The 24,660-nt window shown below is 50.2% G+C and carries 15 protein-coding genes and 1 pseudogene; 11 read left to right on the forward strand and 5 right to left on the reverse strand.

All coding sequences use genetic code 11. The annotated features are described in order from the left end of the window. Positions 1 to 61 precede the first annotated feature (61 nt). The 3 genes from PSE_RS25380 to PSE_RS25395 all read right to left on the reverse strand — a co-directional run bounded on the left by PSE_RS25380 (position 62) and on the right by PSE_RS25395 (position 11,794). The gene (locus tag PSE_RS25380; protein WP_041769204.1) at positions 62 to 9,010 is read right to left on the reverse strand and encodes a DUF4214 domain-containing protein; all 8,949 of its coding nucleotides are present in this window, start codon (positions 9,008 to 9,010) and stop codon (positions 62 to 64) included. Positions 9,011 to 10,420: 1,410 nt separating this feature from the next. Then, positions 10,421 to 10,924: a hypothetical protein gene (locus PSE_RS25390; RefSeq protein ID WP_041769207.1), complete on the reverse strand. Its 504-nt coding sequence runs from the start codon at positions 10,922 to 10,924 to the stop codon at positions 10,421 to 10,423. Positions 10,925 to 11,566: 642 nt separating this feature from the next. Next, complete coding sequence (locus tag PSE_RS25395) at positions 11,567 to 11,794, reverse strand: hypothetical protein (RefSeq protein WP_041769209.1); 228 nt, start codon at positions 11,792 to 11,794, stop codon at positions 11,567 to 11,569. A 152-nt stretch (positions 11,795 to 11,946) separates the two neighbouring features. Between PSE_RS25395 and PSE_RS25400 the strand changes: the two genes are divergently transcribed. Further along, positions 11,947 to 13,224, forward strand: a complete 1,278-nt coding sequence (locus tag PSE_RS25400; RefSeq protein WP_148266297.1) for an IS4 family transposase — start codon at positions 11,947 to 11,949, stop codon at positions 13,222 to 13,224. A gap of 36 nt (positions 13,225 to 13,260) precedes the next feature. Here PSE_RS25400 and PSE_RS25405 read toward each other — a convergent pair whose 3' ends face one another. Next, complete coding sequence (locus PSE_RS25405; protein ID WP_014290263.1) at positions 13,261 to 14,478, reverse strand: MBL fold metallo-hydrolase; 1,218 nt, start codon at positions 14,476 to 14,478, stop codon at positions 13,261 to 13,263. 347 nt (positions 14,479 to 14,825) lie between these two features. On the opposite strand from PSE_RS25405, the gene PSE_RS25410 reads away from it, so the two are divergent. Then, complete coding sequence (locus tag PSE_RS25410; RefSeq protein ID WP_051126010.1) at positions 14,826 to 16,445, forward strand: hypothetical protein; 1,620 nt, start codon at positions 14,826 to 14,828, stop codon at positions 16,443 to 16,445. 12 nt (positions 16,446 to 16,457) lie between these two features. Here the strand turns inward: PSE_RS25410 and PSE_RS25415 are convergent, their stop codons facing one another. Next, on the reverse strand, positions 16,458 to 17,051 hold the full coding sequence (locus tag PSE_RS25415; protein ID WP_014290266.1) for a TetR/AcrR family transcriptional regulator: 594 nt from the start codon (positions 17,049 to 17,051) through the stop codon (positions 16,458 to 16,460). Positions 17,052 to 17,219: 168 nt separating this feature from the next. Between PSE_RS25415 and PSE_RS25420 the strand changes: the two genes are divergently transcribed. The 9 genes and pseudogenes from PSE_RS25420 to PSE_RS25455 all read left to right on the forward strand — a co-directional run bounded on the left by PSE_RS25420 (position 17,220) and on the right by PSE_RS25455 (position 24,606). Continuing rightward, complete coding sequence (locus PSE_RS25420; RefSeq protein ID WP_014290267.1) at positions 17,220 to 17,582, forward strand: hypothetical protein; 363 nt, start codon at positions 17,220 to 17,222, stop codon at positions 17,580 to 17,582. Further along, positions 17,579 to 18,484 (forward strand): phytanoyl-CoA dioxygenase family protein, encoded by a 906-nt coding sequence (locus tag PSE_RS25425; protein WP_014290268.1) that lies wholly within the window; start codon positions 17,579 to 17,581, stop codon positions 18,482 to 18,484. The genes PSE_RS25420 and PSE_RS25425 overlap by 4 nt, the downstream gene beginning before the upstream one ends. A gap of 4 nt (positions 18,485 to 18,488) precedes the next feature. Beyond that, the gene (locus PSE_RS25430; protein WP_014290269.1) at positions 18,489 to 18,821 is read left to right on the forward strand and encodes a DUF962 domain-containing protein; all 333 of its coding nucleotides are present in this window, start codon (positions 18,489 to 18,491) and stop codon (positions 18,819 to 18,821) included. 166 nt (positions 18,822 to 18,987) lie between these two features. Then, on the forward strand, positions 18,988 to 19,362 hold the full coding sequence (locus PSE_RS25435) for a hypothetical protein (protein ID WP_014290270.1): 375 nt from the start codon (positions 18,988 to 18,990) through the stop codon (positions 19,360 to 19,362). 30 nt (positions 19,363 to 19,392) lie between these two features. After that, positions 19,393 to 19,917 carry a GNAT family N-acetyltransferase gene (locus PSE_RS25440; protein WP_014290271.1) on the forward strand — a complete coding sequence of 175 codons (525 nt, stop codon included), beginning with the start codon at positions 19,393 to 19,395 and terminating at the stop codon, positions 19,915 to 19,917. Positions 19,918 to 20,065: 148 nt separating this feature from the next. After that, positions 20,066 to 20,554, forward strand: coding sequence for an RNA polymerase sigma factor (locus tag PSE_RS25445; RefSeq protein WP_014290272.1), 489 nt, complete (start codon positions 20,066 to 20,068; stop codon positions 20,552 to 20,554). Positions 20,555 to 20,599: 45 nt separating this feature from the next. After that, positions 20,600 to 20,740 (forward strand): annotated as a pseudogene (locus tag PSE_RS27755) (FecR family protein); the annotation flags it as partial. Positions 20,741 to 20,836: 96 nt separating this feature from the next. After that, the gene (locus tag PSE_RS25450) at positions 20,837 to 21,601 is read left to right on the forward strand and encodes a FecR family protein (protein WP_244421411.1); all 765 of its coding nucleotides are present in this window, start codon (positions 20,837 to 20,839) and stop codon (positions 21,599 to 21,601) included. A 107-nt stretch (positions 21,602 to 21,708) separates the two neighbouring features. Beyond that, entirely contained in the window at positions 21,709 to 24,606 is a 2,898-nt protein-coding gene (locus PSE_RS25455; RefSeq protein ID WP_014290274.1) for a TonB-dependent receptor, read from the forward strand. Positions 24,607 to 24,660: the final 54 nt, after the last annotated feature.

The raw sequence follows: 24,660 nt of genomic DNA on the forward strand, positions 1-24,660 counted from the left end.
TTCAAAACCGATACCAGCACTGCGGTGCAGAAACTGCAGTGCTGGTGTTTTAGGCAAAAAATCAGATAAACTGGAAGTCGTCCGTGTGTAGTTCTGACACCTGAATTCCTTTCAGTGTCAACGAGTTGTTTCCATCTAAGCTAATTACAGTATCACTTCCATTCGTACTTGCTGCAGCTAACACAGTTTCAAAATTCGCAAAGAACGCGCTGTCGAAATGAATAACATCGTCAGAGCCAGCTCCAGCTTCAAAATCTTTGATTGTATCATTTCCAAAATGAGCATTACCAAATACGAAGATGTCTGAGCCTTGTCCCCCAATCAGTGTATCATTGCCATTGCCACCAATTAGCGTATCGTTCCCTGCATATCCATTCAGGATATTGGCACTATCATCTCCCACAAGATGATCATCTCCGAAGTTTGATCCAATCACGTTTTCAATGGAAACATAGACATCTCCTGAAGCATCTCCAGTGAGGCCAATTTTATCTTGAAGATTAACACTGACACCGCCAGAACGCGCCCAGTAGTACCGGACGGTATCGTTTCCTTCGCCCCCGTCAATATAGTCTGACCCGGAGCTGTAACCATTCAGAGTATCGTTGCCATCGTTTCCATAGAGTTTGTCGCGCCCCGATCCTCCATAGAGTTGGTCATTTCCATCTCCTCCAAAAATCGTATCATTTCCGTCACGACCAATGATCTGCTGGTCACCATTTCCACCCTTTATGATGTCATCACCAAGAGTGTCCGTTAGTTTTAGGCTGCCATCAGCTCTCACTTCGATTTTTGACAGTGTCGTCCCGTCAGCAAACTCGAACATTTCGATTTCAGCTTCTTTCTGTATTAAAAGAGCTGCTTCTCCTGACCAATTGAAATGCCATGCACCATTCCACTCGCTTGCTGGATCGGTAGTCGCGTAACCTATGGTCAGTTCTGCTAGGGTCAGATCAATAAATCGGATAGTATCTGTCCCCATGCCAACTTCTTCCGCATCACCGGTGATACGCACATCTCCACTGTTTTTGCTTATTACATAAGTGTCATTACCTTCGCGCCCGTAAAGGTGTTGACTGCCGCTGTCGGTAACTCCAGCAGGTAACTTTGCATTTGCGGCGATTAGCGTATCATTGCCTTTTTCACCGTACAGTCTGAGAGCTTTATAACCATTAGCTCGGATACCAGTAACGACGTCATCGCTGTCTGTTCCATGGTAATTGTCAGCACCATCTACATTGAGCTTAATTGCCCTAAGCATGACCCCATCAGCAAACTGAAAACGCTCAATGTTGTTGCCCTCAAAGGAAATTTGGAGCTTACCCGGATCATCTTTATCCCAGGTGGCAATCAATGCTTTGCCGTAACTTTCAGTGTTTGCGTACTCAAAGGAAATGTCAGAAAGCAAGAGATCTGAAAATTTTATCGTGTCTGTTCCATCATGGCTTTCCTCGTGTATTACGGTAAGCCCACTGTTCTTGGCGATTAGGTAAGTGTCATTGCCAGATTGCCCTCGTGCATGTTGCCATGAACCATTTCCGGTGCCGACATCCAGAATATCATTTCCTTGGCCTGCATAGATGAAGTCATCAAGATCTGTACCAGTGATGAAATCATTGCCATCAGTCCCGCGCAACTCCAAGCGGCCATCTGCGCGTATCTTGAGGCTGCTCAATGCGCGCCCATCAGCAAACTGAAAGCGTTCGATGTGTTCACCCAGGTCTGAGAGGAAGAGAGAGCCGGACTGACCATCCTTGTCCCATTGCAGGCGAAGGGCCTGGCCATAGTTGCCGTGGGTATAGTAGCTGAACTGCAGATCATTCAATGTGAGCTCTTTGAAGATGACAGTGTCATACCCACTGTTTGACCACTCTGCCTCTTGAGTGATCCAGACATCCTTGTTCTCATTGCTGATCAGATAGGTATCGTTCCCTTTTTGACCACGAAGATGTTGCCAATGCTCTGAGTATCCACCAGCTTCGAGCGTATCATTCCCGTCACCAGCATTGATAATGTTGCTCCGCTCACCACCTACAATCACATCATTGCCGCCAGTTCCCTGAAGAACAACACGGCCAATACTGTCGATCCGGATACTGGATACAGTATTGCCATCAGCAAACTGAAAACGTTCGATGTGTTTACCCAGATCTGATAAGAAGAGAGAGCCGGACTGACCATCCTTGTCCCATTGCAGGCGAAGGGCCTGGCCATAGTTGCCGTGGGTATAGTAGCTGAACTGCAGATCATTCAATGTGAGCTCTTTGAAGATGACAGTGTCATACCCACTGTTTGACCACTCTGCCTCTTGAGTGATCCAGACGATATTGTTCTCATTGTCGATCAGATAAGTATCGTTCCCTTTTTGACCTCGAAGATGTTGGTAATGCTTTGAGTATCCACCAGCTTCGAGCCTATCATTTCCATCACCAGCATTGATAATGTTACTCCGTTCACCACCTACAATTATGTCATTTCCACTAGTTCCCTGAAGAACAACGCGGCCAAGGCTGTCAATTGTGATTCCATTGGTAATGCTTCCGTCCGCGAACTCAAAGCGTTCGATGTGTTTACCAAGGTCCGATAGAAAGAGAGAACCGGACTGACCATCCTTGTCCCATTGGAACCGAAGAGCTTGACCATAGTCGTCATGGTCATAGGTCGTAATTTTTAGATCACTCAAAGATAGGTTTTTGAAGTGGACTGTATCAGTTCCACCTCCGGCATTTTCACCATACTGCGTGATCCAGATTTCTCCGTCATCGGCTCCGATCAGATAGGTGTCGTTGCCTCCCTTACCTTGCAGGTGCTGCCAGGAACTGGAGTATCCTCCTGCGTCAAGAATATCATTGCCGGCACCTGCATTGATGTAATTGCTTGTTTTTGTACCGACGATGAAATCATTTCCTGATGTGCCATCAAGACGGACACGGTTATCAGAAACCTCTGAAGCCGTTGCTGAAGTGCTTTCGATTTCAGAGAGTTTCACCTCAAATCCATCTCCAAACCTAAGCGTATCAATGCGCTTGGAGGCTGAGTTCCAGTTTTGGATGCGGATAGAACCATCCAGGTCAGCCAAAGGCGTGTCGGGATTGTCTTTGTCGAGCACATAGACAATCATGTCATTGCCTTCACGACGCAGTGTTACGTCATCCAAGGTTAGATCTGACAAGACCAGCACATCTGCACTGCCGCTGCTGTCAGAGATGGTGTCTTTGCCATCCCCACGCTTGTAGGCGTAAACGTCATTGCCGGAGCCGCCCTCTAGTCGGTCATTACCTTCGCCACCTGTCAGCACGTCAGTGCTATCACCGCCCTTGAGCGTGTCATTGCCTTGACCTCCCACTAGAGTGTCGAGGCCCTTGCCCCCGTTTAAGGTATCGTTGCCTTTGCCGCCATAAAGCAGGTCATTACTGTTTCCGCCAGTGATGGTGTCATTGCCACCGCCGCCAAATGCAGCATCCGCTGAGCCTATCTGGAGCGTATCGGCCCCATCTGTTCCAAGCTTGACCTCCATGTCATTGGTCTTGATGGCAGGCCCTTCCTCACCGAACGAGGCAAACAGATCCTCTTCTTTTTCCAGATCGAACAGGAAGACATCTTCGTTGTTTGTTTGCCCGGTGTTGTTGCCGGTCACCTTGTGTTCTACCGACCGGGCCAGATCTACGCTGAGCTGTGCGCGGGTGAATGTACCTGCGTTAAGGTCTTCAAGATGCTCTGCCAGTTCTGCAAGTTCAGGTTCCCGGCCAAGTGTGTTTTGATAGGCTCTTGCGACAAAGCCCGCATCACTTAAGGTGCCATAACGAGTGGTGTACTCATCGGAAGCAAGCAGCGCCTGTGCCAGAGCAGTGTGATTAAGCTGGCTGTTGTCCGCGTATTGAACAAGCACCTCAATCTCAGAGATGTCCATCTTTCTGTCGAGCACGCTGTCATAGATTTGAGCTGCTTCTTGCAGCAAACGGTTTTTCGCCGCCTCATCAAAGCGCTGTAAGCTTACCGTGGTTGAACCGTTGGCAGTCTTTTCTATGCGCCAGGTCTCCAGACCATGGGCATCGATCTCATGGCTCACTTTGATATGTTCATTGCTTGAAGACGCACTTACCCCGTTGTCCCAGGTGTAACTGCCATCGTTTAACACTGAACGTGCGATGGTCTGCGTGATGCCATCGCGCACAATTGTGGTGGTCAGACCGTCAGATGAGGTTTGGGTCACAAAGCTCTTTTGAGCTGAACCGTTGGCACTGTAAGCCGTCTCCGTGACTGTCTTACTGCCATCTGCCAGCGTTTTGGTGACCTCTGTTTTATCTTTCCTGCCATCCCCATCAAAGTCATAACTCTTCGAGACTGTTCGGCCATCTGCACTGGTGACTTCCTGGTAGCTGGAGCGCAGGCTTCCGCCCTCATAGCGCTCCGTGCTGGTAAAGGTGGTGCTGCCGTCTGTCCCCAAAATGGTTTCATCAACGGTGGTGGTATCTGTTTCACCATCACCATTGGAATCAACCGTAGTTGTTGCGGTCAGGCCATTGCCTGATGTGACAGTGGTACTGGTGTACTTGAGTGTATCGCCATCCTTTTCCTCAAACACCTTCACCTGATTGCCAGCCTCATCATAAGAGATACTGGTCTTGCGCAAGATATCCGCACGGCCATCCCCATCCAGATCGAACGCATAGGATTGCTCATGCCCGTTGGCTGAGGTGGTCTGAGTAACAATGGTTCCCGCAGTCCCATCTTCGCGAAGTTGAGAATGGACTGTGGTTTGATTGCCGCTTAGGTCCAGCTGTGTTTCGATCTTTTGATCTGTCACACCATCGCCGTCCAGATCAATGGTAGAGGTCCGACTGCGCTCATCTGCACTGGTCACTGTCGTGGTGCTATAGAGTTTCTGTCCATCATCGGCGCTGAGCGTGAGCGTTTCTGTTCCGCCGCCTGAGGCCCCCAGTTCACGGTCTACAGAACGGTTGGTGGTTCCGTCGCCGTTAAAGTCGGTGGTCTCGCTCACGTGCAGACTGTCACCGCTTGTAGTGACAGTGGTTTTTGCGACCACTGAGCCACCGGTATCTGTTGTTGTCGTGGTTCGCGTCACATCTCCATTGCTGGCAAAGTCTGTTTCAAACGAAGAACGAGTTTCAAAAATACCATTGCCATCCCGGTCAAGGCGCACCTGGCCGCTCAGTCCATCATCATCAGTCTGTGTCTCAAGACGGGCGGCCGTATAGCCTTGACCATTCATATGGGTCACGGTCTGTGTCCGGCTGCCATCATCAGACAGGACTGTGACATCACTGATGCTGCGATCTGTTACGCCATCTCCATCCAGATCAAACGTCGTGGTGTTTTCCAAGCCATTGCCGTTTTTGCTTTGCACCGTTTTGGCCAGCAAACCGCCGCTCTCAGAGTAGTAGGCCATTGTAGATGTGGTCACGCCATCATCACCAATCACGGTGCTGACAACCTCATCTTGATGACCATTGCCATCCATATCCACCGACCGTGTGCTAGAGCGCTCATCTGCACTCATCGTGCTTACAGTCTTGCTCAGCAACGAGCCATTTTGAGCTGTAATGCTGCTGGTTGTGGTCTGGCTGCCATCTGCGCCAAGCACCCTTTGAGTGTTGGTTGTCCGATCGCTCTGACCATCACCATCCAAGTCATCACGGCGCGTGGAGACCAACGTGTCATCTGATACCTCCAAAACCGTATGTTTCAGAAGCGTACCATCCTGCCCCTTCAAAGAGGTCGTGGTGGTTTGGGAACCATCATCATTCAGGCTGCGGGTGGTTTCATTGCGGCGCTCATAAACACCGTCACCATCCTGATCAAACTGCTCTGTGACGCTCAGGCCATTGGCGCTGGTCAGCGTCACGCTTTCACTTTGCAACTCGCCGTCTTTTGACTGCGTGCGCACAGATGTTGTGACCTGACCATCTTCTGCAACAGTCTGCGTGGTGATCTGGTCAACCTGACCATCACCATTTACGTCCACCTTGCTTGTGCGGTAGCGTTCATTGTCTGAGACTGTTTCAACAGAACGGGTGCGCAGCGCACCAGAACCATCACGCAGCTCAACTGTGGTGACAAGGGAGCCATCTGCCTGAAGCTCAGCTACTGTTGTTTTGACAAGGTCGTAGGTGCCGTCACCATCCGCGTCTGTCTTAACAACAGAGCTTAACTCATCATCGCTGAGGCTCGCCTGCGTACGGCTCAGGAGCGATCCATTATCAGAGCGGGTCTCAGACGTGCGAACAGTGCTGCCGTCGGCTTTAAGCACAGTGGTGTCCTTAACACTGCGCTCAAAGGTGCCATCACCATCATCATCCGTTTTCGTGATGCTCTGAAGGCCGTCATCACTGACGCTTACCGTGCTTTGGCTGCGCAAAGAGCCGTCTGCATTCCGGCTTTCCTGGGAAGTGGTTTTGCTGCCATCAGCATTCAGCACTGTTTCACTTGTAACCGTCACATCAGCAGATAAATCACCATCCAGATCTCTTGCAATGCTTGTGGTCAGACCATTGGCACTGCTGGTGGTCAGTGTTTGTCCAAGCGCCGTGCCATCATTGGCATAAGAGGTTTCCTGAAGGCTGACGGAACCGTCTGTCTGTTCCGTGCGAATGGAAACGGCATCACTGTTACCATCGCCGTCCAGATCAGTACTGGTGGTCTTCACACGCCGGTCTGCGCTTTCGTCCACGACCTGTTTTGAGATCAGGCTGCCATCACCAGCATAGTCTGAACGGGTCTGACGAGTACCGCCATCGGTCTCCTTCGCCAGAACCTCAATCGTTCGGACGTCGATCTGACCGTCCCCATCAACGTCAGTGGTTGTGGTAACACTCAAACCATCCGCACTGGTGCTGACCTTTGCTTGAGAACGCAGCGAGCCGTCAGAATTGCGCGTGGTGAGGGTTCGCGTTGAGTTGCCGCCTCCATCAATGCTGGTGATGTCTTGAACAGAGACGTCCGTATCACCATCCCCATCACGGTCTGTGTGCGTGGTGGTCCGCAGACCGTCTGCACTGGTGGTGGCGACCGTCTTTGCATTGACAGAACCATCCGCATTACGGGTCCAGCTTGTGGCAATTCGATCCTGAGTTGTAGAGCTGGACACGACTGAAGACACAACCTCGTTTGCCTCAAGGCTCCCATTCTGGTTGAGGTCCACAAATGTCTGTTGGCTGACCTTGTCCGCGCCCAGTGTTTCCCGGGTCTTCGAGCGCACAGATCCATCCGCATTGGTCTGCGTAACCACCTGCTCACGGCTGCCATCTGCGGCAATCGTGGTGGTATCCACGATGGTCAGATCGATGTCGCCATCGCCATCCTGATCCGCTGTTGTGGTCTTGGTCAGCGCATCAGCAGACTGAACGGTTGTGGTTGAACTGCGCAGGGAACCATCACCGTTCTTAACGGCAAGTTCAGAGGTCGTCTGGCCATCTGCTGCAACTGTAATTGACAGCTCTTCACGGGTGTCCGTGTCACCGTCACCATCCAGATCCCGCTCAACCACTTTTGTGCGGCCATCTGCGCTGACATCTTCCTTCACGTGTGAGCGCAGTGAGCCATCCTGGTTGGTAATCGCGATCGTCTCAGACCGGCTGTCATCACCGTTTACGGTTACACTGTGGGTCTGGGTGGTATCAGCGGACCCGTCACCATCCTGATCGTGCCCATCTACACGCACGGAACCGTCGCTGGAGACCGTTTCGCTGCGAGAGGTGATCACAGACCCGTCCTTGGCCAGAGCACTGATGGTAATGGCCTTGCTGCCGTCGCTTTGCGTTGCCCGCACTTCGCGCTGGTCGAACCAGCCACCGCCTGTCATGTCGCGCTCAATGGTCAGGGTGTTTCCATCTGCGCTGGTTGTGGTCTGGGTTCGGCTGCGCAGGACTGCGCTGGCCATATCGCTGCCAGCAAAATTGCTCTCTGTTTGCGTGCGGCTGCCATCAGAGCCAACCACCGTCACAATACTCTGGATCCGGTTGGTGACCCCATCCCCATTGTCATCATAGCGGTTGGTGATAGAAAGCCCATCTGCGCTGGTGACAGAGTGGATCTCATAGGCTTTGCTGCCATCACTCTCATAGGCCGTCGCAATCAGCGTGCGGGCGCCAGAGCCATCAACACTTTCCACCTGTTCGACCCGGTAGCCCATGTCGGATGCAGCAAGCTTCATGTCGCCCACTGTGCCTGTGGTTCCATCTGCACGGGTAAAGGTGGTTTGCCCGGCGATGACAGAACCATCGCTAAGCTCAATATTCGTCGCATCCGCCGTCAGGTTGATCTGCGTAATCCCAAGCTCAGTCAGTGTCTTGACGCTGGTGGACCCGTCCGGATTGGTCACCAGCAGCTTAAACTTGGCAAAGGCAGCATCATCTGCACTCAGGACACCATCGCCATTGCTGTCAAAGACAGAGGCCAGCGCCTCCATGTCACTGGTTGCTGTTGGATCCCACTCGGTGAACACAAACTGACGCTTTTCGGTGATCGCATCGCGGCCATCGGGATCATAAAACAGCACCCCATCACCACTGGCCGCCCAGGCCGTGCGATGCTCCAGACCGTCCCCGCCTGCATCCATGAACATGGTCGACTGATCCAGCCGCGTCACCTGAATGCCATTGCCATCCAAATCAAGAATAACCGGATCAACGAACTTGTTGTGCACCCTAAAGTCTGCCGCCACATAAGTGTGCAGACCCTCAACCGTGAAGTTGTAAACCGTATGTCGGCCTTCAACGTCCGCAATCTGCTCAATGGTATGGAGCGAGCCATCTGCGCGAACGATCTGATCTCCAGCGCGAAGCTCGGCAACAGGTCGGAAGCTACCATCAGCCAGCAAGAACGGATGCTCAGAGGTGACCTGCACACCATCTACATCCAGAACTTGTCTTTTGCCATGGACAAACAGATCAGTAACTTCGCGCGGCTCAAGCGCACCAAGACCATCAAAGGCCATCACTTGATCTTCAAGAGTAACTTGCTCAATCGGCTTGGCAGAGCCATCCGACATCAGGATCAGCGTGCCGGCAACAAAACAGGTGCCATGTTCGCGGCTACCTACGTCACGGCTATCACTTGAGCCTCCTTTACCATCATAATCATCACGCCGATCTCCTACTGTCCGGTCATGGCGATCATTATCGTTTCGGCCATGTGGATCTCCGCCATCAGAGCGACCATAGTTCGGCTCAGGTCTTCCTGATTTCTCCTTATCATCGTTATGATCATTTTGCGGGGGCGATGTCGGCTTAGGCGGCGGTGTAGGAATGGGCTTAGCTATCGGAGTTGGTACTGTATCACTACTACCAGGCCATGAGGTTGGCGCGTTGTCTAAATCCCGATATAGTTGGCTTAGAGGATCTACTGGGAGCGCAGGGCCAGAGGGAGGAGTGTTTCGGTCATGCGATCCGCGCAAATCCCAATTATAATCTATTTTGGCATCAAATGGCCCACGAAAGTCTGGATCAATATCCAATTCTTTCGAAGGCTGTGGAGCTCCCTCTCGGTCGTCAAGTAATTTCTTGAGATTTTTACTTATAGGCTCAGGTTCCAGCGGATAATCACCATAATAATTTTGGTATAATTTATTGTCTTGATTATAAAGATATCTTGCTTCGTCAAAGGTCACTTCAAGATCTTTAGATATTCTATCTATATAAGCGTGATCTAAAGATAAAGAGTCAATTTCTGTTAGCTCCTTGAGTGCCTCCTTTAGTAGATCAGCCAATTTCTCAGCAGCCGGCTTCGCAGCTTTGTAAATCATAAGTTTCTCCGCTAACAACTTTTTTCAGCAATATTAATTGAGATACTGGCTGGAATGCAGGATGAAAACAAGTATGAATTTTAAACTCATAAATCAGCAATTTATACGTTAATAGTACGTATAATTCACGTCTTAAAAATATTTATATTTGTATATTTTAGTAAATTAAAGTAATAATCAGACGGATCATAAAAATTGCTATTGAAGTATAGCTCACTTAGGCCGAACAATATTACTATATATATTAATACTATGAACGAACTCCCTTTATTGGTTCCATGGTTGAGCTCTTTAGTACAGAACATAGATAATGGCATTAATATAACATACAAACCTCCGATGAATGAGCTAATGAAATTCAGGTAGAAATTCTCTTTGAAGATAACACCATCTCCGAAAAACGTAAGAATAAATATTATAGATGACAAAGGTATTAAATATACTCTTCCAGATACAAGGTAAGTACCAAGAAATGGAAATAATATATTTATAAGATATTTAAATATACTCAATTGAAGATCCTTTATTAGATTTTGTTGTTGTTAATTTTTATAGACACTTGCTACAATTGTAGTGTTAAGTTTGAGACCCAACGAAATGTAATCTTATCACCTAATATAAAATCTAAAGTCGCATCATAAAACAGGCTGTTCGATATCAGTCATTTGCCGACACCAGTTTCGCAGCACAATCACGGATCATATTGTTTTCGAAGTGATCTCCTTGCTTGCGAGAAACTTCTAGTGCTAAATGATTGGCAATACACTCTAATGAGGGATATTCAGAATCAGCCAGTGAGTAAAAAATAAACCTGATATCACGGTCGTCACTAAGGGCAGCTTTTAGACTAACATCAGTAGCTGGCTTTTTAATCGCTTCAATGTGTTTGAATATCTCAGGTAATTCTTCTGCTCCTGGCGCAAACCGCGCATCATCCCAAGTCTTTAACAGGTAGACCACATAATTTGCTTCATTGAGATCCTTGGGCCTGAATGATCCGTTGATTTCTGGATTTGATTGTTCAAGGTGAGCATAAAAAGTATCACTTTGAGATGTACTCATGCCGGAAAAGATGAGTACGCGCTTTTTTTCGGTTTCTTCACTTATCGCCATTGCCCCCATTGAAAGAAAAGCCAGAAGGAAAAAACATAAACTCCGCATCGATAATCCTCATTAGCCAGACGTGTTTTTGCTTATTGAATCTATTTTGCTCTATGGAACTTCGTGCTCATATCGTTTCGGACAACCCATACCGAACACGCGCTACAAGCTTTTAACATGTAGAGAGCATAAAGAGTTCAAGCGACAAGAAAACCAAAAGCTGAGAATTGTTGATGCTGGGACCACAGGTTTATTTCGCCCGGCATAACAGGTCAGAGCTCACCGTGATCTACTCAGGCAAGAAAAGTATGATCATCCTTCAGCCGTAACGCTCCACCTTTCACCGCTTATCCCTAAGCTGCATGATGGTCTGTCGGCTAACACCACGCTTTCTGGCAGCTACACAAGTATGCTCCTCCCCTACACCATATCTCGCTGAACTTTTTGCTTCTTCTGTGATGATTGTCGCAGCAACCTGCTGAGGAATTTACCTTGAGCCTAGGCTCACTACAGCTTCAGTTGCGCACATTTCACCAGAAGACCTCACTCCAACTGAGCCATTGCATTGATCACATATATGGTCATCTTGCCGGAGGAACTAGTAGCATAAACCACGCCCGCAAGTTGCTTTTAAAGCGTGATGAGTAGGTGATTATGAACTATGAACTCCTGAGATAGAAAGAACCTCTCCGACACGGTTGATTAGTTCTGTAGAAACAACGCCTCTCTTTCAGAGAGTTTTGCCTCAAAAGAAGGCATACAGAACTTCAGGAAATCTACTTGAGCTTCTTCACTACTTCCCCAATAAGCAAGTCCGTTTACATCGCGTTTAAGCCTGTCTGGAGAGTTGCCTTGATCAACGTTTGCCTCCCTCCGCTGAGGCGCGCAACGGCAACCAGCAACTGGCGTGATCAAAACCAGAAATCCCATACTCGCATCTCTTCAACTTATCTTTGACACGCCAGTTCTGGGACAAACGTTTTCATTGCCAAACCAAAGGCAGCAGGCCGAAAGTTCGATCTTGTTGTGGAATCGAAAAAGTCATTGTGGACCTTTGGAATCATTGTGTGATTCACGAGGTGATGACCTCTGCTCCTCTTTTGTCATCTGAATGGGAAGATGCTCTATCTTCTCTTCCTGCAACTCTTGATCTGGACCATACTGCTGTTAAGTTTGGCGCACTGAAGAGAAGACGGGAAATCTCAAGCGGTAAAGATCTGCTCCGCCTCGCATTTGCTTACGGGCCTTGCGGTATGTCCCTTCGCAGCACTGCAGCCTGGGCATGTATGACCGGTCTGGGTAAGCTTTCTGATGTTGCTATACTCAACCGGCTTAGGGGAGCAACACAATGGCTGGAGTACATCGCTACTGAGTTGCTGGCAGATACAAGCCGCGCTGATTTCCCGAGTGGGTATCGGCTGCGTCTGGTTGATGGAACCACCGTGTCTGCGCCGGGGAGCAAAGGGACAGACTTTAAAATCCATGCCAGCTATGATCCGGCCACTGCACGCTTTGCACATCTTGAAATTTCAGACGGTCACGGGGCAGAATGCCTGACACGGAATCTGGTTAATCCGGGTGAGATTCACATTGCGGACCGAGGGTATGCCTTTGCGAAAGGGCTGCATCCTATCATCAGTAATGGCGGTGATTTCATAGTCCGTACCGGCTGGCGAAAGTTCCGCTTATTTCATCCGGACGGTTCCCGGTTAGATCTGTTCTCTGTTTTGACAGAAGCCACAAATGCAACGCCGATTGATCGTCTGGTTATTATTCAAGGACGCTCAAAAGCCTATGACGTACCCGCCCGTCTGATTGCCATCCGCAAACCACCAGCAGCGATAGAACAAGAGAAAAAGCGCCTGCGCCGTATCTCCAGTAAAAAAGGATCAAAGCTAACTCCAAAATCTCTGATTGCTGCCGAGTATATGTTGCTGGTCACGTCCCTCCCGAAAGAAGACTTCAACACGGCAAGCGTTGCGGACCTCTATCGCTTGCGATGGCAAATCGAACTTGCATTCAAGCGCCTGAAAAGCATCCTCCACATCGACCGCCTGCCTGCAAAAGACCCAGCCTTAGCAAAGTCCTGGCTTCTAGCCCACCTCATCCTCGCCCTTCTGATTGAACGCAAAAGCGAGGACCTGCTGGCACACGCACCCGAGGAAGAGAGCAAACAAAGCTGGAACCCTTCCACCTGGCGCATATACAAACTGCTGCGCCAGTCATTGATCTCAGCTATTCAGGGCGTTTGTGACATGAGCAGTGTTATACATCATGGCCACACGTTCTGGAGAACCATATGGGAGCCTCCAAGGCGACGAAAACGCCAACAAATTCCGAGACTTCCATCCTTAAGTTAGCGCCCATGGGCCTTCGCCTACTCTCCTTCTGAATTGTCAGTTTGACGGACGGGAGGCCACTTGAGGTTCACCGCTGTTCATCTCTTTGGCGCGTTTGACGATTTCTTCAACACGCGTTGCCCAGATTGGGCGTTCTTCTGCGGTTTTCCATGGCACTTGGGGCCACCATGCTGTGGTGGAGACCACCTGCCCCGGCTCAACAGAACCACCCGGCAGCGGCACAGCCAGATCAACACCATATTTTTCAGCGGCAACCATCACTCGCTCAACAGGTTCTGTCCAGTTGTGGGAGGACAGGTCAAACAGGCCCCAGTGAACCGGCAACATGGTTTTACCCTTCACCAGTTTGTGGGCCAGAACCGCTTGCTCCGGACCGAGATGGGTGTCCTTCCAAAGTGGGTTGTACGCGCCGGTCTCGATCACCGTCAGATCAAACGGGCCGAGGCGTTCACCAATCTCCTCAAAGCGATCATGCATGCCGGTGTCGCCGGAGTAGAACACGGCGTGCTCAGGACCATTGAAGGCCCAGCCTGCCCAGAGCGTTGCATTAACATCGCTGAAGGTGACAGACCGGCCAGAGCGGTGGCGGGACGGTGTGGCGGTCACAGTAGTCTCTTCCACCATTGCGGACTGCCACCAGTCGAGCTCGGTGATGTCAGCGCTCGCAACGCCCCAGTATTCCAAGTGAGATCCTACTCCCAGCGGAACGATCCATTTCACCTGTTGTTGCGCCAGCTTTTGAACGGTTGCCATGTCCAGATGGTCGTAGTGATCGTGAGAGATCACCACCGCATCAATTTCAGGCAGGTCTTCCAGTGCAATCAGCGGATCATAGAAGCGCTCTACCCCCGCCCATGGAAGTGGAGAGGCGCGCTTGCTCCAGACCGGGTCGATCAGGATACGTGTCTCTTCCAGCTCCACCAGAAGCGTGGAGTGGCCGAACCAAGTCACGCGGGCACCAGACTCAGGTGGTGTGTTCAGACGGTCGCCGATGGTCTCGGTTGGAACAGGTTGCTGCGGGCGGTTGTGATCGGTCGGCTCCAAAATGAACTGACGGAAGATCTCGCTCAGTGGTCCGCGGACCATGGGAAGCTTGTTTGCAAAGCTGCCATCAGCCCATTGGTCAGACTGGGCTAGCTGCGCTTTGTGTTCCTCATCTGGCTTCTGCCCCATATTGGTGTAGGCACTGGCGTAGATCGCACCAACTCCAATCACCACAACGCCCAGCACTCCACCAGCAATTTTCTTAATCATTCTCTTTTTGCAATCTCTTACAGCCGAGCTTTTGGCGCTTTGCCAGCTCTTGTTGCCCTTCTCTCGCTGCTTAAACTAGGAAGCACGAAGTGTACATACCAGACGCAATTTGTAAATTTTGCACCTTGCCCTGCAAAACTGTGACGTCCATCACAAAATGCAGGCGCTGTGAGATGCTTCGATCACTCTAGTACTCTTAGTGAAAATTCGCAGCAAAACATCGTACGTGGCTCAAGTCGCGGTTAACTGAACTGCTCATTTGACAGTATCTCCCTTAAGAATGCTCAGTATTTTAGCCTTATAGATGATGAAAAGCCAAAGTATGCGCAGTCGTTTGGAGCATCTCGATGCCGAAGTCTAACCCCACCCCCGAGCAGGAACAGTGGACCGAACTGGTCCTCAAACACTTGAACTTGAAGAACGTGGATGAGGTGCAACTGGACGAGAGCAATGCAGGCCATACGCAGCCCAACGAGGTCAATCCGGGCAAACGAGCCGCCCGCCGCGCGCGCGTGCTGGTTTCCAAAGACAGTCCCGCGGCCTATCAGCAGCAGGCTGAGCAGGCGGCAGAGCAGTTCAAAGCTGAGATCACGCAACTCTCCAATCGGTATCAGACACTGGCCACCAACGCCCAGAAACTGGACGCGCAGGCCCGAAAGCAGTTGGTCACCAAGGAGCATATCGAGGCGTTTAAGGTGCAGGTTGAGAAGATCAGCAACACCTTCAAGCAGTTCAATAAGAATTTTTCTGGTCAGCAGCGCCCGGATGCGGGAACCATCAGCCTGCTGAAAACCTTGCTGGACAAGGTGCAATATCACATCAGCGAAGGCAAAAAGGTTCTGCAGCAGGGCTGCAAGCATGCAGACGAGATGATCGCCAAAGAAATGCCTGCTGTTGAGGCCTACAAGAACACCGTTGAAGACACCTACAAACACCGCGATGAACTGGTGCAGTGGGGCGTTGAGACGGCCGCCTTCGACAAAGCGCACCGCATCGCCAACCTTCCTCTGCTTCGGATGCAAAAGGCGATTGCTGACCACAGCTATCCGGGCCTGAAGTTCATGCTTGGCAAGATCAAAGGCAAGAAGGAAGGTTTCGTTAAAGCCTATGAGGATGCCAAGGAGCAGATTGAGAAGAACCGGGAGGATGCGCAGCAGCGGCTGGATAAAACCCTTGCAGACGCCACCGCGTTGAACAAGCGTTCCTCAGAATTGGAGCATGCACCGGAGGCACTCGCTCAGTTTACCGCTGCCTTTGACAAGGTGGCCGCTGCCACTCCAAAGGGCCTGCAAGCGCTTTCCGGCGGAGATTATCAAGGTGCCATTGCAGTGGTGCATGAAAATGAAAGCGCGCTGTTTGATATGCAGCAGATCTGGTTTGCCAGTGCTTCAACATCAGAAGACGAAACAGATGGGCCAGTTGAAAAGGGCAAGCCCATCCCAACCCGCAAGAAGATCGAGAACCTGCGCAATGCCTTGGATCAGGCATATGAACGGCTGCCTTTCATTAAAGACTGTCTGCCCAACGCCCACCAGTATGAAGCAGAGTGCAAGTCTTTGAAGACATTGCTCACCTCAGCGCAGTCTGATTTGATTTCCGGCAGGGTTGAAGAAGCTGAAGAAAAAGTACTTCCACTCAGGAAAATCCGCTTCCAGCTCTACAGCATGACCCACAAGGCCAAAGGGCAGCTGGAGTGGGTTGAAAAACAGCTCCTTCAGCTAAAAGATGAAGCAAAGTCCTGGCTGGATCAGCACAAAGACCTCAAGCTCATCAGCCAATCTGATGAGAACGCCAAGCAAAGCTTTGATGCCTATGTGAAAGAAGCGGATGTAGTGAAAGGCCACTTCGATAATGCACAAGGCCACCTTGAGAACGGCAAGGCCATTCAGGCGCAAAAATCCGTCGATGAAGGCACCAACAGCCTGAAACGCCTCATCTCACACGCCACCGACATTGAGCTGGATTAGGCCCCTCTTCCCCTAAGGCTGTAGAAGTTTTCTGATGCTTTTTGCAAGCGCCTGCTTGGTTTCCTCGCCGCTGACTTTGTCGGTCATCAGCCAGCGGGTGAGCAGGCGGTGGGCCATGCCCATGATGGCCTGTCCCAGCAGCTCAGCGGATGTTTCATCCCAGACGGTTCCCTCACTCTGGCCATCTGCGATGATGCGGGTGGTTTCATCATGCAAAGCAACGTGCGTGAACTGGGTTTGCCCCATCCAATAGGCTTGCGGAATGTTCAGAAACACGATGCGGGCGATGCTTGGGTTGGCGAAATAGAACTCGCACCAGATATCCAGAAAGGTAAGGCATTTATCGACCGTGCTCTCAGCCTCTCGGGCAGCCTGCATTGCTTCTGCATACAGGTTTTCAAGATCCCCTTTGATGCAGGCGTAGAGCATCTCTTCCTTGTTGCCAAAGTACTTGTAAACCGTTTGTGGGCTCACACGCGCCTGCTGACAGATCTGCCGGATTCCCACGTCCTGATACATTCCGGAGGAAAAGATCTCCAGAATGGTTTTGCGAAGTGTTTCGAGCGCTTCTGGCTTTATTGTTCTACGGTCTACGTCCACGGTCATTCTTATTGGCTCCCCCCAACTTCTCCCATTGTATCCGGTTTTCATTTGTCTCCTAGCCGCCTTGTCCCAAGATGTACCGAAAAACACTCCGGAATTGATCGAGATCAATTAACTTGACACATCAACAAGACTCGGTAACGCTGTTTCCACAATTTGGGAGGGAGAACTTTGGGGGAGTTTCAAACTTATCTGCCAATTTACGCAATTGTTCTCGCAGCAATACTCTGCGTAGGCGAAACACTCATTTTGGTCAGAACCAACAAATATTGGCCGCTGTCCATTGATGACTATCTGGCTTGCGGCGTGCTCATCATTTCTGCTTTGATTTTTGAAAGTGCAGCCGGTGTTGTTCTTATGCTTTGCGCATGGGCGTTCATGACCGGCAATCTTTACGCTATGCTGTTTACGCGGTTGGACCCGCACACCGGCACACGCGAACGCATACCGGCACTTTCAGTTCTTCTTGGCGCAGCCTCACTCGGTCTTGTTGCAACCTTCGCAACGCTTATTTCAAGGATGGTTCCAGCATGACATTGACAGACACCGCCAACACAATCGACACAGGCCAATACCAAAGCGAGGGCTTTTTATTCCCAATCAAGGTTTTGGGATCAGACGACGCCATCCGCATGCGTGCAGAGCTGGAGGCCGTTGAGAAGCTTCAAGGCCATCCGCTCGACAAGGCCCAGTGTAACAAATCCTACCTGCTGTATGACTGGGCGGACGAGTTGGTGCACCATCCGGTTATTCTGGATGCAGTTGAACAGCTGATCGGCCCGGACATCCTGTGCCTGATGACCAACCTGTTCACCAAGGAAGCGGGCAGCAAATCCTACGTCTCCATGCATCAGGACGCTGCGTATTGGGGGGTGGACGCGGATGATGTGGTCACCGCCTGGGTTGCGCTCAGCCCTGCGACGGCTCAATCCGGCGTGATGAAGGTGGAACCGGGTAGCCACAAATCCATCCGCACGCAGATCAACACCTACGCCAAAGACAACCTGCTCACCCGCGGACAGGAAATTCCGGTTGAGGAGCTGGAACCGGAACGTCAGATCTATATGGAGCTGAAGCCCGGTGAGATGTCTCTGCACCACTTCCAGCTGGTGCATGGTTCTGACGCCAACACCACGGATGACCGGCGTATCGGCTTTGCCATTCGCTATGTGGCGGCCAAAAGCAATGTGCGGGCCGACAACCAGTCCGCTTTGCTGGTGCGCGGCCAAAACCACACCAACATCACCATGGAACAGCGCGGCAAGGGCCAGAGCCCGACACAGCGCTATCGCGAGCATGCCCGCGCCATGCGTAGATTGGTCAGGTCTATGCTTCTTCCGGAAAAAGAGGCAGGATTGGGAGAACGCGCGCGATTGTTCATCACGCGTCAGGCCGCAGTGCTGCTAACGTACTATCGGCAGATTAAGGGGGGATAATGCAATGAGTGAAGCCAACAATAGCCATAACCAGCAGTTTGGCAGTTTCAAAGAGTTCTATCCGTTTTATTTGGCAGAACACCAGAACGTGGTCAGCCGCCGCCTGCACTTCACCGGAACAGCCCTTGTACTTGGTCTGGTCGCCTACATCATTACGTTCGGCCTCTGGACGTGGCTGCTCGCCGTGCCTGTGGTTGGCTATGGCTTTGCATGGATTGGGCATTTCTTTTTTGAAAAGAACAAGCCAGCCACATTCAAGTTCCCGTTCTACAGCCTTCTCGGCGATTTCGTGATGTTCTTCGACATCCTACGCGGCAAGGTTTCCATCCTCAGATGAGGTCACTGCACCTTCTTTGGGACGGAGGGAAGGTGCGTAAAGATGACGGCAGTAACTTTCGGATCATGGCGAAACCCTGAGGGTAAAGCCAGCAGATCTTGGTGATTGTGTTGGTCATGTCAGCAACTCAAAATGCTCATGTGACCAATACAAACTTGAGTCTGTGATGAAAAACCTATGCCTTGCTGCTTCTCTTCTGCTTGCCTCATCCAGCGTCGCAACTGCGGGAATGACCTCTGATCTTAACGCAGCAATCGCCAACATGTGCGAGAAGCTGAAGGCTTGCGCTTTTGAGCAGATGGGCATTGATGCATCCTCAAAGCAGCATCCCACGGCAACGGCCATCAACAACAGCGTCAATCAGGCGTGCGCGGTAATCAAAGCCGACTTTGCCAGTGAGGCCACCTCCAACGCGCAAAAAAGACAAGCGATTGCCTGCGTTTCATCCGTGACGAGAAAGACCTGCGGCGAACTCAGCCAACCCAACGCCAAAAGCCCCAAGGCCTGCAAAGGCTTCCAAAGCTTCAACCGCGCCAACTAGGCGAGCGCCAATACACCTTTCCCGATTGCCATGGTTTTCTCTCAAGCCTCTTCACCCACGCTAACCATCAGGCCGGCAACCGCTGAAGACGCGGAACCACTGGCAGTAATCGGACTGGAAGCCTGGCGCAAAGGCATCAAACCGCTTGTGCCCGCTCACATCGCGAAGGAGTTTGAGGTCAGCAATCCCTTCCTACCTTTCCTGAAAGCATGCCATGCACACGTACTGGTCGCGCAGATCGGCAATCAACTCGCAGGTTTCGGCGCAAGAGAACATGCTGACAACCGTATCACCGACCTCTGGATCGCTCCCACCTTCGAAGGCCAGGGCCTCGCCACCGCCCTCTTGCGCTCACTGGAAGCCCAAATCACCCACTCCCACGCACTCATCACCGTCACCGCCCAAAACACAAGAGCCCTCACCCTCTACCAGCACCTCGGCTACCGCGAATACCACCGCGAAGCCCGCTATGACGCAACTCTCAAGACGACCTTCGAGAAGGTGGATATGCGGAAGGTGTTGAGGGGTAGCAAAATTTCACTAGCCCAATATTGAGGGAATTTCTGTAGTGCATTTGCTGTAGGGGACTTCCCTAGGTGTCGTGTTGTGTTATACAGCGCTCAATCCTTTAGCCGACGCCCGAGGAGTAAACTTAATCTTCTTCGGGTAGTTAAAGATGTCGCCGACCTTAGCTTCGATCTTTATGAACGAGCGTCGCTCGTTGATTGGCAGTATTTTGCGTATTGTGAAGGATCCCGGCATTGCTGAGGACCTTTCTCAGGAAGCCTATCTCCGAGCACAAAGAACTTCAGAATCACAGCAGATCAGTCATGTTGAAGGCTTTTTGCATCAGACTGCCCGAAATCTTGCATTAGACCATCTGCGCCGAAGCAAAACACGCCAAACCTACGAGATGGATAACGGTGCGCCGGACGCTTTGGATAGCATTCCTGCAGATGTCTACTCCCTGGAAAATGCTTTGATAGAACGTGAGCGTTTTAGGGAGTTTCATAGCGCGCTTTCCTGTCTTCCGTCACGGGCGCAAACGGTCATCGTTTTAAGCCGTATAGAAGAATGGCCAAATCACAGAATTGCCAAGCATCTGGATGTTTCTGAACGAACCGTGTTCAACGATCTAAAGTTGGCCATGGCTCATTGCCGGGATGCACTCCATCGGCTTGAGCGAAAATAAAATTTTTTCCGAACCTAAAACAATAATTATTTCAAGCAGTTTCTTATGAACTCGTTCCAAGATAACAACACCAAAGACGACCAAGAAGCCAGAGTTTTCAGGCACCCTGATCCCGTTGCTGATGAAGCACTGAACTGGTTTCTAAAGCTGCAAGAAGATGCCTCCGAAAATCAAAGGAAACAGTTCTCAGCCTGGTTCAACACCAGTGAGCGACATCGCCAGGAGTTCACCAGACTGGAAGAGATTTGGGGAGCATCAGCCTTTAAGAAGGCGGTGCGGGAGTTGAAGACTTTTTCAGCTCGTCGACCCGCGACGGAAACTCATCCGCGGAAGGCTTTCCGAAGGCTGGTTGGAATAGCAGCTGCTTTCACTTTGATGGTCGGAGCGACACAATTTTCTGATTGGTGGATCTATTTGCAGGCTGATTACACGACTCAATCTGCACAAATGCGACAGATTTCTCTGCCGGATGGCTCTTCTATGCTCATGAACAGCGAAACAGCTGTTGCGCTGGATTTTGAAGGTACACAACGCCGCGTTCACGTTCTTCGCGGAGAAGCCTATTTTGATGTCTTGTATGATGCTCAAAGACCGTTTCAGGTCACCGGTGGTTATGGAGAAGTGACAGTTCTCGGCACCGCCTTTTCGGTGCTGACAAGCAAGACTGAAGACCGAGTGGTGTTGGAGAGAGGTCGTGTGGAACTCACACGGGCAAATGATGCAGATACAGCCAGAGAGCTGAAGCCGGGGGAGTTGAGCCGCATCTCCTCAAAAGGAATTGGAGAGAGCACAGAGATTAATCCAGCTGAAGTTCTGGCTTGGCGAGAGGGCCGGCTGGTGCTTGAGGATGTCCCCCTTTCAAAGGCAGTTGAAGAAATTGAACGATACTACAACAGCTCCATTTTCATTACCTCGTCTGCTCTTCGTGACATACGGGTAAGTGGTTATTTTAAAACAGACAATCTAGTTGAAGCTATTGAGACACTCACCCTCGCAGCAGGGGCGAAACTTTATCGATTGCCAACTGGAATCTATTTCATGAATTAAATACTCAACTTTTTTTGCCGGATTGGAATGTTTCAAACGTCGTTCTTTTTAGATGGCGATATTTGAAGCATCGCTGAGTGAACTGCACGGCAAAAAGTTGGGACAATATGCACTTGCTCGCTGATATTCTGGGAAAGAAAAATACCCAGAGATTAAACAGAAACTCTGTTTCACATCTTCTGGTTACAGCTCTTTTGGGTTGCTCTGCACTTACAACCGGTTCAGTCGTTTTCAACCAACATGTTGCGGCAATCGCTCAAGAACAGTCTGTTTCATTTTCGATCAGCGCACAGCCGCTTTCCTCAGCGATCAGAGAGTTCATCGCAACGACCGGCTGGCAGATCAGTTACTCCAGTGATGCGGTTGCTGGCAAACGTTCTTCTGGCGTCTCTGGTAACATGTCACCAGAAGCTGCTCTGAGAAAGCTCATTAGTGGAACCGGCTTACAACTTCGCAAGCGCTCATCCACCTCCGTCGCACTACTCCCTTTCGGAAGCAAAGCAGATGCCTCAGCCGACAGCGAGTTACTGGATGAGGTTGTCGTTTATGCCAACACCAATCCTTCCAATACAGAGAGCTTATTTGGTGACGGAGACCCTCGCGCCATCGGCAAAACAACAATCAGTCGCAGCCTTATTAAAACCGGAGGAGATGCAGGCGGCGATATCAACTCCCAGCTCAAGACACTTCCGAATGTTCAGTGGCAAAATCATACGAGCACTGACGCAGGCGATAATGCGACAAATGAGCAAGATTTACGTCCTGGTCAGTATTCCATTTCGGGTGCAGATGTAGACGCAAATCTTTTTATGCTTGATGGAATTGGCATTAACTCTCGTGGAGCAGGATATGACGATAAAGCAGACCTTCCCCTTGACGAAAAGATTATCGACTTAAAAGCAACCTATGGGTTGCACTCTCAAACAGTCTATATCCCAGATGCAGTCGTACAGACCCTCACCGTCCAAGATAGCGATATTTCTGCACGTTATGGCGGTTTTCAAGGAGGCGTCATTGAAGCTGAAACAATCAATCCTACTACAGATCGTTGGTCAGGCTTTGCATCTATTGAGGGCACAGCAGACACATTAGCTAAGTTTAACATCGCTACTGATGATGGCAAAAACCCTTATGATGTTAAGCCCTACGAGTTCCTTAAACTTAACGGATCAATCGGAGTAAGCGGACCAATTGCAGATGGGTTATCAATTCTTTCAAGCTTCTCTAACCGATACGCCAACACAACACGCGAACGAGAACCTCAATTTGTTGAACAAAAAGACGTTTCAACAAACACGCAGTCTATGACTTTCCTAAACAAGCTGAAGCTAGATCGGGACTGGGGAGAGTTATCCGTTACGAATACTACAACGCTTTACGATCAAGAGTTTGAATCTCATCGCTATTTAATGGACGAGGCGGCTGAGATTACCGGCGACGGGTCTTCCACTCAACTTAGCTTCCAAAAAGACTTCGGCGATCTGGGCGAGATTAGTAACCTGAACTTTGACTCAAAATTCTTCATCAACACCTCCAAGAAGGGAAACATTGACAAAAACAACGCGTTTTATGCACTGACAGCTAAGCCTAGAAATGGTGATTTCGTCGATGGGTTGAGTGATGTTTGTCGTGACCTCCCTGGTGAAAGTTATATCGGCTGCTTCTACGGAGGACTCGGCGAAAAAACTCAATCAGAAACCAGTTTAGGTTCAAGCTTCAGTGTTGACGGGGATTGGCTTGAGCATAAGTTCTCAGCAGGCGCTGGCGTCAATCGTATCTTCGCTCGTCGCGAGCGGCCGACAGAGTTGACGTTTTACTCCTCATCCAAAATCGGTACGTTTGACTGCGTATCAGCAGATGATCCAGCTTGCTGGAATGATGAAATGTATGCTCGTTCTCGTGTTACTTACTCCCCGTACGAAACCAACGTGGCATTAACTGAAGTAAATTTGTGGGCTGAAACTGAACTCAACTATGGCAACTTCCAGTTCCAGCCTGGGGTGCGGTTGGACTACGAAAATTTTTTAAATAATGTGAATGTTGCTCCACGTTTAAAGGCGTCATGGGAAGCAACTGATCGTGTCGTTATCTCAGGTGGCTTTAATCGTTACTATGACGACAGCATGCTTGGATATGCTCTAAAGTCTGGCGACAGCAAAAGTGTAACTCACTGGCGAAATATTGAAAATGGAAATATTAGCAACGCGTTAGATACCGAAGGCGGTTGGTATTACAAAAGCAGCAAAACGGCTATTGACTACGCAAGTTTTGGCCTGAGGACACCCTACAACGATGAGTACACAGTCGGCGCAAGTGTAACAGATCCACTCATTGATGGTGTATTTCGCATCAAATACTTACATCGAAAGGGTGAAGATCGCTTCGCAAAAAATGAAGCTGGCGATGCTTTGACTAATGATGGTTCAAGTAAGTACGACAGTGTTTCAGTTGAGTACGCTAAGACCTGGAGCGATCTTTCATTCGGACCGCTTAACACGCTCGGTTTCAGTGTCAGCGCTTCATGGGCGAAACGTCATGTCACGAATAACAGCTACTTCGAAGAAGTCGAATTAGAAGACTACATTTACTACAAGGGCAAGTCTTACACGGAATCCGGATTTGATGGGGTAAAGGGCAATCTAGACATCCCAATCCGGGGTGGCCTTCGTTTGCAAGCCGGATTGTTGGATAATCGCCTGAAACTCTGGAGCAGCGCTTCTTTTACTCTGCCGTATGACGGTGTCATCGACAGCAAGGAAAACATTGATATTGAAGTCGATGGCACAGAGCAGAAGCATGATGTCTACGTTGATCACCGCTATGATTTCACAACCTATGTAAACGCTGGCGCCTCCTACCAACTTGCCAAGACCGAGTTCGGAGAAACGGTTGTTACTGCAAAGGTAAATAACGTCTTCAACGAGACCGGGAATGCGACTGCGTCAGACACAAATCCCTTCAAAAAAGGTCGTCAGTTCTGGTTGGGGTTGAAGACGAGCTTCTAAAGTTTGGGCCGGGGAGCTGGCCTTTTTCTTTTTCATGACAATAAAAGCAAAGTA

Origin of the sequence: Pseudovibrio sp. FO-BEG1 (assembly GCF_000236645.1) — a bacterium.
Taxonomy (GTDB): domain Bacteria; phylum Pseudomonadota; class Alphaproteobacteria; order Rhizobiales; family Stappiaceae; genus Pseudovibrio.